A 17598-nucleotide genomic window follows, 5' to 3' on the forward strand; every position below is an offset into this window, starting at 1 on the left:
ATGAATACAGCAATACAAAATAAATTAAGTGAGCTATTAGCGCTAAACCCTGAGCTTACTCAGGTGAGCTCTTTAGGCAGCGGACATATAAACACCACGTGGCTGTTAACTAATGCTGCGCAGCAATTTGTTGTTCAAAAGCTCAATACTCATGTATTTAAAAACCCAGCACAACTGGTCAATAACGCCCAGTTAATTGAGCAGCACCTAAGCGCTAAACAACAAGCAAATACTTACCCGCTCGACATTGTTAAGCATATAAGTACTTGCCAAGGTGAATACCTTATTACAATTAACAACGCGTACTATCGCGTGCTTAATTTTATTAGCCAAAGTATTAGCGAAGATGTGGTTACAGAGCCCCATCACGCACAGCAAGCCGCATTTGCATTTGGCACCTTTACACATGCCTTGCTCGATTTTGACGCATCAAGTCTCTACCCTGTTATTACTGACTTTCATAACTTAGCTATGCGCTTTGAGCAACTTAATACATCTATTAGCACCGCCACTAAAGAGCGGCTCCAGCAGTGTAAAAACGACATTGACTACTGCATTGCACAACAGCATTTAGTAAAAGAACTCGCTGACGTAACAGCCGATTTGCCCACCCGAGTGTGCCACAACGACACTAAAATAAATAATATGCTGTATTGCAGCAATACATATAAAGCTAAAGCAGTTATCGATTTGGATACGTGTATGGCAGGCTTTTTATTATATGACTTTGGAGACATGGTGCGCACATTTTGCTGCGCTGAGGCAGAGGATTCAATTAATCTGGATAAAGTGGTTATTCGCAAAGAGGTATTTACTGCGCTTGTTAAAGGCTACCTTGCCCCCCTTAAATCGTCTATTAGCAACAAAGAACAAGCAAGTTTGCTACTTGGCGCTAAAGTTATGCCGCTAATGCTCAGTGTGCGGTTTTTAACTGATTACTTAAATAACGACGTGTACTTTAAAACCACCCATGCAGAACATAATTTAGAACGTGCGCAAAACCAGCTGGCTTTGTATAAAAATATTTTAAGCAATCAAAGCTGGATGCATAAAACACTCATGCAGTAACCCTAAATTAAGTATTATTGCGCATTGGTATTAGTACTCAGTATTTAAATATAAAAAAGCCAGCAAGCTAAACACTTACTGGCTTTTATTTTCTAACCTAAAAGCTGGGTAATTTATCTCTTAACCAGATTCAAGTTAACTAACAGGCTATCAATTACCAAATTTTTACGCGGTCTTCTGGTTTGATATACATTTTGTCGCCTTCTTTTACGTCAAACGCTTGGTAAAATTCAGGCATGTTCGACAAGATACCGATAACACGGTAGTGACTTGGTGAATGCGGGTCTGTCATTAAGCGGTTACGTAGCTCTTCATCGCGGTACTTACGACGCCAAATTTGTGACCAACCCATAAAGAAACGCTGATCGCCGGTGTAGCCATCAATAACAGGCGCTTTGTTCTCACCTAACGATAATTGATACGCCTTATAAGCCACCGTTAAACCACCTAGGTCGCCAATGTTTTCGCCAAGCGTAAGCTCGCCGTTAACACCCGCATCTTCAAACGGTTTATATTCGTTGTATTGCGCTACTAACGCGCCGGTACGCTCTTCAAACTGTTTAAGGTCAGACTCACTCCACCAATTACGTAAGTTACCGTCACCATCGTATTTAGCTCCTTGGTCGTCAAAACCGTGGCCTAGCTCGTGGCCAATTACTGCGCCAATTGCACCGTAGTTTACAGCGTCATCGGCTTCTAAATTAAAGAACGGTGGCTGTAAAATAGCAGCTGGGAATACAATTTCGTTATTTACTGGATTGTAGTAAGCATTCACTGTTTGCGGCGTCATGTGCCACTCAGAGCGGTCCACTGGCTTGCCTAATTTAGCAATCATGTCGCTATAAGCCCACTGGCTGTAACGTATGTAGTTACCCACTAATTCATCAGGGTTAATGCTCAGCTGTGAGTAGTCTTTCCACTTATCTGGGTAGCCAATTTTTGGGGTAAATTTGTTTAGCTTTTCTTGGGCTGCAAGCTTGGTTTCAGGGCTCATCCACTCAAGGTTTTCAATAGCAACGCCGTAACCTTTAATAACGTTATCTACCAGCTCTTCCATGCGTGCTTTTGCTTCTGGCGGGAAGTTATCTTTTACGTATACTTTACCTAAAATTTCGCCAAGTACGCTGTTAGATGCATCAACCGCTTTTTTCCAAAGTGGCGCTTGCTCTTTTACGCCGCGTAATGTGGTGCTGTAAAAATCAAATTTAAGATCAACTAAGTCAGTGCTCAGTAACTGCGCGTAACCACTTACAAAATGAAACTTTAAGTAGTTTTTCCACGTTGCTAAATCTGTTTCTTTGTACACATCAGCAAACCCTTCTAAGTAGCTTGGCTGACGTACAATAATGTCTGAGGTATCTACCCCAGCACTTTTGAAAAATGCAGCTAAATCAAAGTCGCCTGTTAGCTTGTTTGCCTCAGCTACGGTCATTTTATTGTATGACTTAGTTGCATCACGGCTTTGTACTCTACTCCATTGCGCCTCAGCTAAAGCGCTTTCAAATGCGATAACGTTTTTCGCGGCATCAGCGGCATTTTCAACGCCTGATTTAGCTAAAATATCGGTTATGTATTGCTCGTAAGATGCGCGAATTTTAGTAAATTTTTCATCATCTTTTAAGTAATAGTCACGATCAGGTAAGCCAAGTCCAGATTGCGATAAGTACAACGCGTATTCACTTGAATTTTTAGCATCGTTATTTACAAACCAGCCAAATGGTAAGCTAGCACCTTGCTGCTGAATTTTAGCCATTAAAGGAGCAAGATCAGCTTTTGAATCAAGGCTATCAATGGTATTAAGTGAAGGTTGTAAAGGTGTAATACCTAACTCATCACGTGTATCTTTATCCATGTAGCTTTTGTAAAAAGCGCCAATTTTGTACTCATCGCTGCCTTTTTTAGCACTGCTATTATTAGCGGCACTTTCAAGCGCTGTTTTCATCGCTTTTTGCGACTCGTCGTATAACTGTGTAAACGAGCCGTAGTTCGACTTATCGCCAGGGATCTCTGTTTTAGCAAGCCACTGTCCATTCACATGGTAATAAAAGTCATCTTGTGCACGAACCGACTCATCCATATTGGCAAGGTTTACACCTAGCTCAAGCGTTTTTTCTGCAGGTGCTGTAACGGCAGCGGTGTCGGCCACTTGCGTTTCTTGTTGTTTTTCACCGCAACCTACTAGGCCCAGTGCAAGTGCGATACTTGCAGCGGTAATAGTTACTTTTTTCATAATTATTCCGTTTGTTAGTAAAGAATAAAATATCTATTTCATTAAACTATTGCATGCCAGAGAAAAAATAAAAGCGCCCTGCGATGCTTTCACTTAATGAAATTAATATTTAGGCGGTTAAAACAACACGCCGAATTTGTATGATAAACCCCATTAAAGAAACAATAAAATAGAATATGTAACAAAGTATTTTCTATGAGACGAGGTAACAAAATAGCCCTACCAACAACCATAGTCGCGCTTTTGGGAGTTATTTTTTACCATGGCGAGCAAGGCGCTCTAGCTTTTCTTTCAGCGAAGGGGGCGCTGATGCGGCAATGGCATTAAGGTAATCTGAAGTTTGCTGGCTCATTTTTCTTGAATTGCCAGGTGCTTTACCTGCGGGGCCGGGTTTATCTGCAGTTGGGCTTAAGCGCGCTGTTGCTTGAGGGTTTGCAACAATTTTAATTTGTCCGAGCTCTGCCATGCCTGCCGCTCTAAAATGCGACTGCATATCCATTTTCAAATAATTAAGTTTAAGGGCAATTGCCGCCGATACAGCTTCAATCATCAACGTGCCATCGCGGTAATTACTCACACGGCATTTTTCAGCAAGCTTTGGGCCTAAAAACTCTTTGAGCAACACCTGTTGCTTATCAAGCGCTTGGCTTTTACCTGCATAGGCCGATAAGCGATTATTAAGGCCGGCCATAATGTCAGTCAGGGGTTTTGGTGCGTACCTATCTTTAGCCATTCAACACCTCAAAAATTTAAATAAAGCACGTTTAAGCCAAGCGTTTAAATGCTCGGCTTAAATATGTGCTTTTATATTATACCAATTCGCTTAATTAAGTATTATTGCTAATTGCTATTAAGCGCCTGCTATTTGCATTTGCTCTATAAGTACTGAGCCGGTTTGAATGCCGCCTCTGCGCTCAATATCCCCCCCTATGGCCGAAATACCTTTAAACATGTCTTTTAAATTTCCGGCAATGGTAATTTCACTAACAGGGTACTGAATTTCACCGTTTTCTACCCAAAAACCAGCTGCTCCACGCGAGTAGTCACCCGTAACGGTGTTTACGCCTTGCCCCATCAGCTCGGTAACTAATAAGCCTGTTCCCATGGTTTTTAATAAAGCCGATAAATCGTTGTGCGTTTGCTCAACTAACCAGTTATGAATACCGCCTGCATGGCCTGTTGGAGCCATATTTAGTTTACGCGCTGCATAACTTGCTAATAAGTACGTTTGCAGCTCACCGCCTTGAATAATTTCACGGTCAATCGTTTTTACCCCTTCGCTATCAAAAGGCGACGACGCTAATCCTTTTAATATGTGAGGACGCTCAGCAATATTAACGTTCTTACTAAATACCTGGGTGCCTAGGCTGTCGAGTAAAAAGCTCGATTTACGATAAAGCGCCCCGCCGCCAATTGCCGACACTAAATGGCCAAACAATGAGTTGGCAATATCGGCTCTAAAAATAACAGGGACTTTCATAGTACCCAGCTTTTGGCTATTTAGTTTAGCCAATGTTTCGGTGGCGGCTTCTAGGCCTACCGCAGCGGCGTCGTTAAGTCCGCCCTGATCGCGCGCAACAGTATAAGCAGAGTCGCGCTGCATGTGCTCGCCTTCTTTGCCTATTACCATAGTGCTAATGCTGTGGCGCGTACGTGGAAAACCAGCAATTAAACCATGGCTATTGCCATACACACGTAAGCCTTGGTGCGATGAAAAACTTGCACCATCTGAATTAACAATACGCTCATCAGCATTTAAAGCGGCTTGCTCTGCAGCGTGACATAGCTCAATACCTTGCTCAGGGCTTACATCCCACGGGTGATATAAATCAAGGTCCTTAGGGGCAAACTCGAGTAATTCTTTATCGGCAATACCATTAAAAGGGTCGTCTGAGGTAAATTTGGCAATATCAATGGCTTTTTCTACTACCGTGCGCAGTGTTTTTGGGTTTAGATCAGCAGTAGACGCCGAGCCTTTATTATTCCCTACATAAACACTGATACCTAAACCACCATCTTGGTTAAACTCTATGGTTTCTACTTCACCCATGCGTGTGCTTACCGATAAACCCGATGTACTAGACATAGCAGCTTCTGCGGCAGTGGCACCCAATTTTTTAGCATGCTCGAGCACTTCAGCTACGGCATCTTTTACTTGAGAGATTTGAGAATAAATTGGATCGTGTTGTTGGCTTTTCATAAATTAAGTCCTGAGCCTTAAGGCAATATTGCACGCATTTCTTATCTTTAAATGCTAACACACTCACTGCACCACATCAGCTAATATTAATCACTAAAAGAATCGCGTATAATGGCAAAAGTTATTTTTACTTAAGAGCACCCCATGGCGAAGAAAAAAGGCAAGCCTGCTGAAATTGAAGAAGAAATTATTTACGTATCAAAAAGTGAACTAAAGCGCGACGCGCAAGAGTTTCATCAGTTAGGTTCTGAAATTGCTAAAATGGGGAAAAAGCAACGCGAACGCTTACCACTCAATGACGATTTGAAAGCAGCCATGGTAGTTGCTGATAAAATCAGTAATAAAAGCGATGCGTACCGCCGCCACTTAAATTACATTGCTAAAACGCTACGCACAGTAGAAAACGTTGAAGAAATTAAAGCCATTATTGACGTAATGCTTAATAAAAATAACCAAGCTGAGGTTTTAATTAAAAAAATTGAGCAATTACGTACCGACTTAATTGAGCAAGGCGATGATTTAATTAACGAAACTATTGAGCAATACCCAACCCTTGAGCGCCAAAAAATGCGCCAATTGGTACGCAACGCCGCTAAAGAAGTTAAAGCTGAAAAGCCAGGCAAGGGTTATAAAGAATTGTTTCAATACTTAAAAGATGCCCACAACATAACGTATTAACAAAAAATACTATTTTAAAAAGGTGCTTAGGCACCTTTTTTGTTGTAGATCAAAACCCCACCCTTAAAAGCTTTTTATACTCAACACCTCATTAATACATAAGGTGCGCGTTATGATAAAGCTTCCAAAATGGGATCAAACTCTTATAAATAAGTATAACGTGTCAGGGCCGCGCTATACCTCCTACCCTACCGCTTTATCTTTAAGCGAGGGGTATCAGCAACAAGACCTTGTTAGCGCTATAAAATCATCCTCTAGTCGCTCACTTTCTTTATATATTCATATCCCATTTTGCAGTGAGCTTTGCTATTACTGCGGATGTAACAAGGTGATCACACGCCATCAGTCTAAAGCCGATGTATATTTAGATTACTTAACAAAAGAAATAGCAGCGCATGCCACTTTATTTAAACACTTCACAGTGGAGCAATTGCATTTAGGGGGTGGTACGCCAACCTTTTTAACTGTAAAGCAAATGACGCGCTTAATTAACTTATTAGAGCAGCACTTTCACTTTACCCGCAACACTGAGCGAGGCATTGAAATAGACCCACGCTCCCTTGCTAAAGATATGCTTATACACTTACGGGTTTTAGGCTTTAACCGCGTATCCTTTGGTATTCAAGATTTTAACGATGAAGTACAACAAGCGGTTAACCGCACACAGCAAGTCGATACCGTTAAAGCACTGATAACTCAAGCCCGCGAGCTTGGCTTTAAGTCTATAAATGCAGATATGATTTATGGCCTACCTAAACAAACACCCCAAAGCTTTGAAAAAACAATAGCGCAATTAATTGCCTTAAGCCCAGATAGAGTCTCTGTATTTAATTACGCACATTTACCAGAGCGCTTTGCAGCGCAACGTAAAATAAAAGAGGCTGACTTACCCAGTGCCCACGACAAGCTAACCATGTTTAAAAACACCTTGGCGCAAATGACCTCTGCAGGCTATCAGTTTATTGGTATGGATCATTTTGCAAAAGCCGACAACGAACTTGCAGTCGCGCAAAATAAAGGGCAGTTACATCGCAACTTTCAGGGCTATACCACTCACGGTAATTGCGACTTATTAGGTTTAGGGGTCTCGTCTATTTCGCAAATTGGCACCGCCATTTTACAAAACCAAAAAGTGCTTAAGCATTATTATCACGAAATAGAAACGCAAGCCGGCAGTGCTATACATAAAGGAATGCATTTAACGCACGATGATGTAATACGCGCAGAGGCTATTAAATCACTTATTTGCCAGTTTGAATTAGATACACACGCATTTGCGAAAAAGCATTCTATACATTTTAATGAGTATTTTGCGGATGCGCTGTTGGCGCTAAAGCCTTTAATAGACGATGACATGGTGCATATAAACGATAAGGTAATACGCGTCACGCCTCGCGGTAATCTATTTATTCGTATTATATGTATGTGCTTTGATGCTCACTTACAAAAGCAAATAAGTAAAACCCGTTTCTCACGTGTGATTTAATTAGTGCTATACCAATTCGCTTATCACGTTTGAGGTGGTAAAAGTGTGTCGATAAGCAGGCATAAAAAAAGCAGACCTGAGTCTGCTTTTTGGTATTTTCTATCGGGTTTAATTAAATACGATGTTTTCGCTGCCCGGCGCAGCTTTAAACTCAACAATGATTTTGTCGCAATCGGCTTTAATCTCATCACTAAAGTTTTCTTCAGCTCGCCAACGTGCTGTATCTTGCTTAAAAATCTCTTTTTTAGAGTATTTTTTGCGTGCATCGTGAGTCGGCATTTCTTTCACAACGTTATACATTTTATAAATGCCTGGGTACGCTAGCGTTAAATCTCGCTCATCTTCAAAAGCGTACTGAGACATTAAAACCCAAATCCGTAAACAGCCTTCAGAGTACTCACATTGCTCTTCAGCCATTGCGCGAGCAATTAGATGAATGCTATCTGCAAGTTTAGCGTTACGCTTTAAGCGCGACTGCTTAAGCTTTTGCTGTTGCTCTGCTTGCTTTTGCGCAATTAACTTTTTTTGCGCGTTAAGCTTATAGAGCAACTGACCTGCATAAAATGCTAAGCCAGCAATAATAACAGCACCTACAAACAAGGCTACAATCACTGCGGTACTCATTAAGCGCCCTTACTATTTGTCGTCATCATCATCTAGCCACTCATTGGCTAAATCATCTGAAAGGTACTTATCGAAATCTGAGTTACCGTCGCTTTCGAAGTTATCTTCAAAATCATCTTCAAAATCGTCTTCGTCTTCATCTTCGATACCTAGTAACTTACAAAGTACTTGGTGGCGAGCAATACGGCTATTAAAGTACTTCGCATCTTTACCCGTCAGCATTTCACCTTGCTCATGGCGCTCAACGAGCTTAAGTAAACGCTCATCGTTTTCAAGCGCTTCTAGCTCTTGCTCAGGCGTAAGCTCTGGCTCTGTCACCTTTTTAAGCTCAACTGTTGGCTTTAAGTTACGCTTCATTTCTACTTGCGGCTGTGGTGCACTAGCCACTAAAGGCACGGCTTTTTTACTGCCGACGCGCTTATCTTTTGGCGCTGAGTTTGCTTTTTTAGTATCGCTATCTAATAGCTCAGGTGCATTACGAGAACCAGGCTTAGCACCCTTTGGCTTTTTAACTCGTTGCTCTTTTAACGCACGCATTTCTTTAAGCTTATCTTGGCTTAAACGAACAGGGCCGTTTGAAGGAATTTTGCGTGATTTTTTCTTTCTACTCATATCTTGATCATCTCACTTAAGAGGTTTTGAGCGAGGCACATAACATGAGCATCGCAGTGCTGGCCTAGCCAGAAGAATTCGATTTGCGCATTAAAGCTTGGGTTGCTCGTTGAATTAGCGCATTAGCTTATTGCTAAACGGTGGGTATTGTAACAGGACAAATAAAAAGGCGGTAGAGAAAACATCTCTACCGCCTACTAATCTGAGCGCCATTATCTGGACACTTCTCCCTTCGACTTTTTTTAGTCTTTATTATTTTTATTATTATCAGTCCGTATTGTTATTATTTTAACCTTCCTTGTTACATTCCATTTTGTTTTTATTATTAAACTTCCTTGAGATTTTATTATTTACGGTCATCCTGACGCTTTCTTGTTATTTCCTTTTGTAGCACCTTCAATGTGCTATTCAGTCGTGTCGCGCCATTTTCCTTTAGCATAATCCATGTTGTTATTGTTGTTTTGCGACAGTGGTTAATTTACCCGTTAATATTTTTGTTACAACTGGTTTATATAATTTTTCTTACACAGAGCACATGTAAAAAACAAAAAGCTTATTATAAACAAAAACTTAACTGTAAAAATATTTTTAAAATAAGTTATTTCTTACAAAAGAGCATGGCAAATATCTCACAAACTAAAGGGTGATATCGTTAAAATGTGGACACAAAAAAAGCAGCGCAAGCTGCTTTTTAATCATATTACATAGTATTACACTAGCTAATACTAAATAAATACGACTTTAGTGTAAGCCACCTAAGTATTGAGATAGTACTTCAATATCTTTATCAGTTAGCTTTTTCGCTATATCTTGCATCATACCGTTATGGTCGTTTTTACGGGTTCCATCACGAAACTTCTCTAGCTGAGCTTTAATGTACTCTGGGTGCTGAAAAGAAATTTTAGGAAACTTAGCAAGAGACGAACCATTGCCTCGCGGACCATGACACGCCGCACAAGCTGGAATACCACGTTCAGCATCGCCTGCTTTGTAAAGCATTTGACCAACTTCAACCACGTCTTTAGGGGTGGCGCCTTCAGTCATGTTCAATGAAGAAAAATAAGCAGATAGGTCTTTCATGTCTTGTTCGCTAAGTGGCATAGCCATCGCGCTCATTACAGGATCCATACGGCCTTCTTTACCGCCTGAAGTCATACCTAATTTTAAATCCTTAAGTTGTTTAAGGATGTAATCTGGGTGCTGGCCTGCAAGTTTAGGGTAAATATTAACCGGTGCATTACCGTCTGGGCCGTGACAAGCCGCACACGTTGCTGATTTTTCTTTACCTGCGTTTACATCGCCATCAAATGCTGTTGCGTTGCTTGCTGACAACGCACCAAGCAATATTGTTAAAGATAGTGCTATTTTTTTCATGGTGAATTCTCTGTTTCCGACCCTGTATCATCTACAATATGGATGTTGTAATTCATGTATTCTACACGATAAAAAATTCTCTGGCACGTTTTCTACTCATATTAAGCTTATAATTTATAGGGTTTTGACCTAGATTAACCTTTAAGCAGCTTTAATAGTGCCATTTATAGAGTTTTTAGGTGTTTAAATACGCTTTTTAATACATCCTTTATAGTATAAAATACGCGCCCTGAGTGAATTTAGCTCAATAAGATTAACTTTTACGTTTTTAGGAGAGCCTGTGCTCAAATCTCGTATCAAATATAATACTGCGTCTTTTGTAACAAGCGCGCCAGACATCACTAAATTACCTGCTGATACGGGAATTGAAGTCGCGTTTGCAGGTCGCTCTAATGCAGGTAAGTCAAGTGCTCTTAATGCACTGACAGATCAAAAACTTGCTCGTACCAGTAAAACGCCAGGTCGTACGCAGTTAATCAACACCTTCGAGTTAGGTGAAGTAGACGATATGCGCTTAATCGACTTACCCGGTTATGGTTTTGCTAAAGTACCTATTGAAATGAAAAAGAAGTGGCAAAAGTCACTGGGTGAGTACCTACAAAAACGTCAAAGTTTAAAAGGTATTGTTATATTAATGGATATTCGCCACCCATTAAAAGATTTAGACAAAGATTTAATTAACTGGGCTATTGGCAGCGAAATCCCGGTATTGGCGCTTTTAACTAAAGCCGATAAGCTCAAGCAAGGTGCACGTAAAGCACAAGTACTGCAAGTACGCCGTGAATTAAGTGAACTAGACGGTGATATCACTGTACACGCTTTTTCATCACTTAAGGGAACTGGTTTACCGGAAGTCGCTAAAAAGCTAGATGAGTGGTATTTAGGGCCAATTGTGGCTGTTGCACCACCGCAGAGTGATGAAGACAGCTCAGACGCTTAAAATAAGCACCTACGAAAGATAAAACTTTCCCCCTGCTGATTTGATAAAATAGCCGCGCTCATCTGCGTCGGCTATTTCAGCCCACTGATAAAACACACTTCGTGATACCCGCGCGCTACACCCATAAGGTAATTGCAAATATGGCACCGCTGCATTTTTATAGTTTTTTATATAAAGAGGCTGCTCAGCACTGATTAACCATTGCCGTGCTAAATTATCTACACAACACATAACCTGCCCTTGCGCTGAGCTTTCAATATGCCAGCTTACGATAACGAAAGGCGCATCTTGCACCTCTATCGCTATTTTTTCGATGGGTGTTTTTAAATAAAACTGCTCACCTTCTTTGCATAAAACACTGGCAAACAGTTTTACCATCGCGGGGCGAGTAATTTCGCTGCCATCGTAAAACCACTGCCCATGCTCGTTAATCATAATCGGCAGCTCACCACACTGGGTAGGCTGCCAACTATCAAACGGTTTGCTAGGCTCGCTTAATTGCTTACTAAGCGCCGTTAACGAGATCACTGTTTTTTAAGTGTTAGCGCAAAAGTAACTGGTACGGCTGTAGCAACTGCAGGTAAACCAGCTAATTGCTGTAGCTTTTTAACGCCTTCGGTCACACCAAAGTCTTGGCTATTTACAATCACAGGCGTAAACGACGACACGCTTATATCGCCATTTTCGGCACTGCTAACAAGTACATTTATTTTTAATGGCTTTTTATTACCATGAAAATCAAGCTGCGCATCAACCTCTTTTAATACATGCTGGCCCGGTTTTTTAATATTACTTAATTGCTTTTTTAAATCCGCGGTTAAAACTGCATGAGGAAACTTAGCCGCTTCAAATACGAATTGAGTTAAACGTTCATTGCGAATAGGGATCAGTGTTTCTGCAGAGGTTAAGTCTATATTTACACTAAAAGCACCACTGTCTGAAAGTGTTCCTTCTAGGTTAGTAAAATGATGTGCCTCAGCAATCGAGTCTTTTTTGATAGAAACAAAACTTAATTGGCTCTTGTCATTGACTAGCTGCCAATCTGCATGAGCGGCATTAGACAAAGCAACACTTGATAACGATAAACCGATAATGGCTAACGTTTTAAACATAACGCACTCCTAAAATAAAATGAGAATAATAACGCTTTCGATACTATCACCTGAGATAGGGGCAAACCACCTCAAATTAAAGACGGTGCTAAATTACTTAGCCCGTACTGTTATTAAAAAATTAATAACGATATAGCAGCCTATAACTGATGCTTTTTATGTGCATACCGCTACATCCACGCTAATAATTGCGTGAGATAGCTTTACTTACCTACGTTTTTATAACTGCTTTATACAGATACCCGTTTGAGGGCGCGCAAGGTATGGCACAAAAAATAATAAGTATAAATGAGCATAAAGTGTGAATAGTAAAAAAGCGCTTTGAGGTGCTATTTAGCTTTAAAGGGCAATCTAATGAGGAAGAAAAAGCAGCCTGCTTAAAACAAGCAGGCCGATATAGCAAACTGGGGAGAAGCTATCAATTTGTTGCACCTTTTCAGATGCATCATCAACAGGATGTCCTACAGGATGAGGACGCGCGCACTTTAGCAAAAGCGCGCATAAAAATACAATGATATTCCGCCAAAACAGTTCGAATTGACGAACATATAACTATTTAATACAAATAGTTGCTTAAATTAACCTACTTTTAACTAAACTTTGTTTACGCGTAGAAATACTTATATCGATTCGCTTAATTGAGTGAGTTATTTAGAGGCAATAAAAAAGCGCCTTGCGGCGCTTTTGAAATGTAAGCATGTTTTAGGTTAGTGGGCTTGTTCCCAGTTTTCACCTTCGTCAGCTTCTACAATTAAAGGGACATCTAAGCTAGCTGCTTGCGACATTAGCTCACAAATCTGCTTTGTATATGCTTGCGCACAATCGGTTTTAATCTCAAACACCAATTCATCGTGTACTTGCATAAGTAACTTAATGGTATTGGGAGCTTGTTGATTAACCCAGCTATGCACGCTCAACATTGCTTTTTTAATAATATCAGCGGCTGTACCTTGCATCGGTGCATTGATTGCTGCGCGTTCGGCGCCTTTACGGCGAGCTCCATTACGTGCATTAATTTCTGGTAAGTGTAAACGACGCCCAAAAATAGTTTCTACATACCCGTTCTCAGCCGCTTTTTCGCGGGTTGTTTCCATGTACTCAAGTACCCCAGGGAAACGCTCAAAGTATTTATCTATGTAGTGCTGCGCTTCGTGGCGTGGTACATCAAGCTGACGCGCTAAACCAAAGGCTGACATGCCGTAAATTAACCCAAAGTTTACTGCTTTAGCTTTACGACGCATATCTGTGGTTACATCCTCTAGCTCAACCCCAAATACCTCAGCAGCGGTTGCGCTGTGTACATCTAACCCATTAGCAAAGGCATTTAGTAGCCCTTTGTCTTGCGATAAATGCGCCATAATACGCAGCTCAATTTGACTGTAATCGGCAGCCACAATTTTATAGCCTTTTGCCGCTACAAATGCCTCACGTATACGACGTCCTTCTTCAGAACGAATAGGGATATTTTGTAAGTTAGGATCGGTAGAACTCAAACGCCCTGTGGCCGTAACAGCTTGATGATAAGAAGTATGCACGCGCTGTGTTTTCTCATTAACCATCAATGGTAATTTATCAGTGTAGGTTGATTTAAGCTTAGATAAACCACGGTGCTCAATAATCACCTTAGGTAATGGGTAGTCATGGGCAAGTTCTTGTAGCACTTCTTCAGCCGTTGAAGGCGCGCCCTTAGGTGTTTTTTTAATGACTGGCAGCTCAAGTTTTTCAAATAAAAGTACTTGCAGCTGCTTTGGCGAGCTTAGGTTAAATGGTTCGCCAGCTATCTCAAACGCTTCTTTTTCAAGCTCAAGTAAACGCTCGCCTAAACGCTGGCTGTGTGCCGCCAGCATATTGCTATCAATTGCTACGCCAGTACGTTCAATATCAGAAATAACATTCACTAATGGCATTTCTATTGTTTCAAATACTGACTTTAACTTCTCATCAGCTTCTAATTTTGGCCAAAGTACTTGGTGTAAACGCAGTGTAATATCGGCATCTTCTGCTGCATAAGGCGCAGCTTGCTCAAGCTCAATTTGATTAAAGGTAAGCTGCTTTTTCCCTTTGCCGGCTATATCTTCAAAGCTAATGTTTTTATGGCCTAAGTATTTAAGCGCTAATGAATCCATGTCATGGCGAGTGCCCACGCTATTAAATACGTACGACTCAAGCATAGTATCAAACTTAATGCCATTGAGCTCATAGCCTGCATTAGCCAGTACGCTCTTGTCGTATTTTAGGTTTTGCCCTACTTTAGCTTTGTTAGCATCGGCGAGGATTGGCCCAAGCTTTTGCATTACATATTCAAGGCTTAATTGCTCTGGTGCACCCGGGTAGTCGTGTGCAATTGGTAAGTAAGCAGCTTCGCCTGCTTTTACAGCAAAGCTCATACCTACTAACTGCGCTTGCATGTAATCAAGGCTGGTTGTTTCGGTATCAAAGGCAAATAACTCAGCGCTATTTAGCTGCTCAATAAGCGTATCAAATTGTGATTCGGTTAAGATAGTTTCGTAATGTGCATCTTCTACTTTTGGCAGTTCATTTGCCTCAGTAGGGAGCGCTTTTTCTGCATCTTTTGGGTTATCAAGCAGCTCAGCTAACCAACGGCGGAACTCACACTCACCATACAGTGCAATAAGCTCATCTTTATTTGGCTCTTGTACTTTAAAGGTATCTAGGTCTGACTCTACCTCAACATCACATTTAATGGTGGCAAGTTCATAACTAAGTGGTAAATGATCAAGGGCATTTGCAAGCTTCTCACCAATCTTGCCTTTAATATCGCCAGCATTATCAATTACACCTTGAAGCGATCCATATTTTTGTAGCCATTTAACAGCTGTTTTAGGTCCACAGCCTTCAACACCTGGGATGTTGTCAACCTTATCACCCATTAGCGCTAAATAGTCGATGATTAGCTCAGGACCCACGCCAAATTTTTCAACAACGGTTTGAGGATCTGAAATGCTGTCGGTCATGGTATTTATTAGCGTAACATGCTCGTTAACTAGCTGAGCCATGTCTTTATCGCCAGTAGAAACCAATACATGGCGCTTTTGCTCAGTCGCTATTCGTGAAAACGTACCAATAACATCATCTGCTTCAACCCCTTCAATACTAATTAGCGGAAAGCCCATCGCTTTAATAATACTGTGCAGTGGCGCTATTTGCGTTCGTAAATCGTCAGGCATAGGCGGACGGTTAGCTTTATACTCGCTATACATGTCGTTTCTGAACGTTTTGCCTTTGGCATCAAACACCACCACCATGTGGCTCGGATCATATTGTTTGATCAAACTTTTAAGCATGTTTACCACGCCATAAATAGCGCCAGTTGCTTCACCTTTAGAGTTGGTTAAATGCGGTGGAGAATGATAAGCACGAAATAAATATGAAGAGCCATCAACTAAAATTAGCGGGTTTTCGGGGATCTGAGCCATGGTGAATTTGGATCCTAAATACAAAAAAGTAATATTATTACAAGCATGCCATAAGGTTGTGAATAAAACGACAGTGAATTACGCTTAGTAGCCATAATTATTGCGGAGCAACCTGTGGATAACTTTGTAGATAACAGCCACGAGCTATTCCTCCAATGCATAATAAAATGCTTAGAAAAATAAATAACTGCTTGTTTTGTTTAAAAAAGATAATACGAGGTTCTTTTTTTATTATTTTAAAACCAATGTGGAAAAAGGTTTTCTAACTGATACATCCGCTGTTAGTCACTTTAGTTATTTGTATCCATTTAAATAACCGGAGGAGTATTCTAGCATAATGGATCAAAGATCATAGCGATCCTTTATAATTTTTTTTACAAGCGCACTGGCAAAAATGGCATAAACCGCAATACAACTTGCACTGCGAATACTTTTTAAACTGAAAAATTATTTTAGTGTGTGTTTTGGCCCGTGTTAAACTTCATCCAAACGACTTATTTAAAATACTTAAGGAGCACAAAAGCATGAAAAAGATAGCTGTAATATTAGCCGGCTGTGGTGTGTACGATGGCAGTGAAATAAACGAAGCAGTATTAACACTGCTGCACATAGCTAAAAACGGTGCTGCATATCAATGTTTTGCTCCTGATATAGAACAACTTCACACTATTAATCACCTCACCGGTGAAGAAATGCCAAGCAACCGTAATGTACTCACTGAGGCAGCACGCATTGCCCGTGGTGATATAAAATCATTAAGCGAATTAAAGGCATCTGAATTTGATGCGTTAATAGTACCAGGGGGATTTGGCGCCGCTAAAAACTTATGTGATTTTGCCGTTAAAGGCGCTGATGCGCAGATAAACGACTTAGTATTAGAGGCCTGTAAACAATTTGCTAATGCACAAAAAGCCGCTGGCTACATGTGTATTGCGCCGGCTTTAATTCCGTTTATATATCCCAATGCTACTTTAACCATAGGTAATGATGAACAGACCGCAAGCGCTTTAACCCAGCTAGGCTCTACTCACGCAGCCTGTGCGGTTGATGATATTGTGATTGATGAGGACAATAAACTCGTTACCACCCCTGCTTATATGCTGGCGCAGTCTATTTTAGATGCCGATGCGGGGATCGAAAAACTGGTTAAAAACGTACTAGCATTAGCTTAAATAGTGATTTACTAAGCCACCGATTATAAATGTTTGTTAACTGAAACATGCAATTTTATTGCGTTAACGCAAAAATTAGCCAGTTTTATCGATAAAAACACCAGTGGGCGTTTTATAAATTGTTACACAAAGGTATAATCGGTTTAATTTCCGTCATCTATAATCGTGATTGATCACGTTCAAATCGAAGTGAGCAAGGCAAAATGAAAAAACTATCAGCTGCAGCATTATTAGTGCTAGCAACCACCGCATACGCACAGCCATATGATAACTCTATGACTGAAGATGCGATTAAAAAACGTTTAGCACCAGTTGGCGCTGTTTATCTTGAAGGCGAGAAAGCTGCTGCAGCCGCAGCTCCTACTGGCCCTCGCTCTGGTGAGCAAGTGTACCAAGGCGCATGTTTTGCCTGTCACGGTACTGGCGCACTAGGTGCACCTAAATCAGCTGATGACTGGGCACCGCGTATCGCTAAAGGTAAAGATGTACTGCTTGATCACGCTATCAACGGTTTTAATGCGATGCCGCCAAAAGGAACATGTATGGATTGTTCTGATGATGAGATTAGCGCAGCTATTGATTTCATGACATCTAAATAATTTAATTAAACCCCTGATAAATAGGGTGATTAATTTAAAAAGGCCTATTTTTATAATAGGCCTTTT

The 17598-nt window shown here is 40.8% G+C and carries 15 protein-coding genes; 6 read left to right on the forward strand and 9 right to left on the reverse strand.

The annotated features are described in order from the left end of the window. A complete protein-coding gene (locus tag NQT65_RS17230; protein ID WP_256851648.1) occupies positions 1–1068 on the forward strand; it encodes a phosphotransferase enzyme family protein in 1068 nt (355 codons plus the stop codon). 154 nt (positions 1069–1222) lie between these two features. Here NQT65_RS17230 and NQT65_RS17235 read toward each other — a convergent pair whose 3' ends face one another. The 3 genes from NQT65_RS17235 to pmbA form a co-directional block, all read right to left on the reverse strand. Further along, positions 1223–3298 (reverse strand): M13 family metallopeptidase, encoded by a 2076-nt coding sequence (locus NQT65_RS17235; RefSeq protein WP_138577683.1) that lies wholly within the window; start codon positions 3296–3298, stop codon positions 1223–1225. Between the two features lie 250 nt (positions 3299–3548). Beyond that, on the reverse strand, positions 3549–4031 hold the full coding sequence (locus tag NQT65_RS17240; RefSeq protein ID WP_004589317.1) for a DciA family protein: 483 nt from the start codon (positions 4029–4031) through the stop codon (positions 3549–3551). A gap of 117 nt (positions 4032–4148) precedes the next feature. Further along, positions 4149–5498 (reverse strand): metalloprotease PmbA, encoded by a 1350-nt coding sequence (pmbA, locus tag NQT65_RS17245; RefSeq protein WP_004589316.1) that lies wholly within the window; start codon positions 5496–5498, stop codon positions 4149–4151. Between the two features lie 144 nt (positions 5499–5642). On the opposite strand from pmbA, the gene yjgA reads away from it, so the two are divergent. Further along, the gene (yjgA, locus tag NQT65_RS17250; protein WP_004589315.1) at positions 5643–6176 is read left to right on the forward strand and encodes a ribosome biogenesis factor YjgA; all 534 of its coding nucleotides are present in this window, start codon (positions 5643–5645) and stop codon (positions 6174–6176) included. A gap of 112 nt (positions 6177–6288) precedes the next feature. Beyond that, the gene (gene hemN / locus NQT65_RS17255) at positions 6289–7662 is read left to right on the forward strand and encodes an oxygen-independent coproporphyrinogen III oxidase (protein ID WP_256851649.1); all 1374 of its coding nucleotides are present in this window, start codon (positions 6289–6291) and stop codon (positions 7660–7662) included. A gap of 108 nt (positions 7663–7770) precedes the next feature. On the opposite strand, the gene NQT65_RS17260 is transcribed toward hemN, so the two are convergent. The 3 genes from NQT65_RS17260 to NQT65_RS17270 form a co-directional block, all read right to left on the reverse strand. Continuing rightward, a complete protein-coding gene (locus NQT65_RS17260; protein ID WP_004589313.1) occupies positions 7771–8286 on the reverse strand; it encodes a DUF2489 domain-containing protein in 516 nt (171 codons plus the stop codon). A gap of 12 nt (positions 8287–8298) precedes the next feature. Further along, positions 8299–8898 (reverse strand): Der GTPase-activating protein YihI, encoded by a 600-nt coding sequence (yihI, locus tag NQT65_RS17265; protein ID WP_138685342.1) that lies wholly within the window; start codon positions 8896–8898, stop codon positions 8299–8301. A gap of 741 nt (positions 8899–9639) precedes the next feature. Continuing rightward, positions 9640–10272: a c-type cytochrome gene (locus tag NQT65_RS17270; protein ID WP_004589311.1), complete on the reverse strand. Its 633-nt coding sequence runs from the start codon at positions 10270–10272 to the stop codon at positions 9640–9642. Between the two features lie 280 nt (positions 10273–10552). On the opposite strand from NQT65_RS17270, the gene yihA reads away from it, so the two are divergent. Next, positions 10553–11212, forward strand: a complete 660-nt coding sequence (gene yihA / locus NQT65_RS17275; RefSeq protein WP_004589310.1) for a ribosome biogenesis GTP-binding protein YihA/YsxC — start codon at positions 10553–10555, stop codon at positions 11210–11212. Between the two features lie 9 nt (positions 11213–11221). On the opposite strand, the gene NQT65_RS17280 is transcribed toward yihA, so the two are convergent. The 3 genes from NQT65_RS17280 to polA form a co-directional block, all read right to left on the reverse strand. Further along, a complete protein-coding gene (locus NQT65_RS17280; RefSeq protein ID WP_256851650.1) occupies positions 11222–11740 on the reverse strand; it encodes a DUF1285 domain-containing protein in 519 nt (172 codons plus the stop codon). Then, positions 11737–12324: a YceI family protein gene (locus tag NQT65_RS17285; RefSeq protein ID WP_256851651.1), complete on the reverse strand. Its 588-nt coding sequence runs from the start codon at positions 12322–12324 to the stop codon at positions 11737–11739. The genes NQT65_RS17280 and NQT65_RS17285 overlap by 4 nt, the downstream gene beginning before the upstream one ends. Positions 12325–13031: 707 nt before the next feature. Then, positions 13032–15761, reverse strand: coding sequence for a DNA polymerase I (gene polA, locus NQT65_RS17290; protein ID WP_126005620.1), 2730 nt, complete (start codon positions 15759–15761; stop codon positions 13032–13034). A gap of 524 nt (positions 15762–16285) precedes the next feature. Here polA and elbB point away from each other — a divergent pair. Further along, positions 16286–16933 (forward strand): isoprenoid biosynthesis glyoxalase ElbB, encoded by a 648-nt coding sequence (elbB, locus tag NQT65_RS17295; protein WP_029773398.1) that lies wholly within the window; start codon positions 16286–16288, stop codon positions 16931–16933. Positions 16934–17136: 203 nt separating this feature from the next. Next, a complete protein-coding gene (locus tag NQT65_RS17300; RefSeq protein ID WP_004589305.1) occupies positions 17137–17532 on the forward strand; it encodes a c-type cytochrome in 396 nt (131 codons plus the stop codon). Positions 17533–17598: the final 66 nt, after the last annotated feature.

The organism is Pseudoalteromonas agarivorans (genome assembly GCF_024518735.1).
Lineage (GTDB): Bacteria > Pseudomonadota > Gammaproteobacteria > Enterobacterales > Alteromonadaceae > Pseudoalteromonas > Pseudoalteromonas atlantica.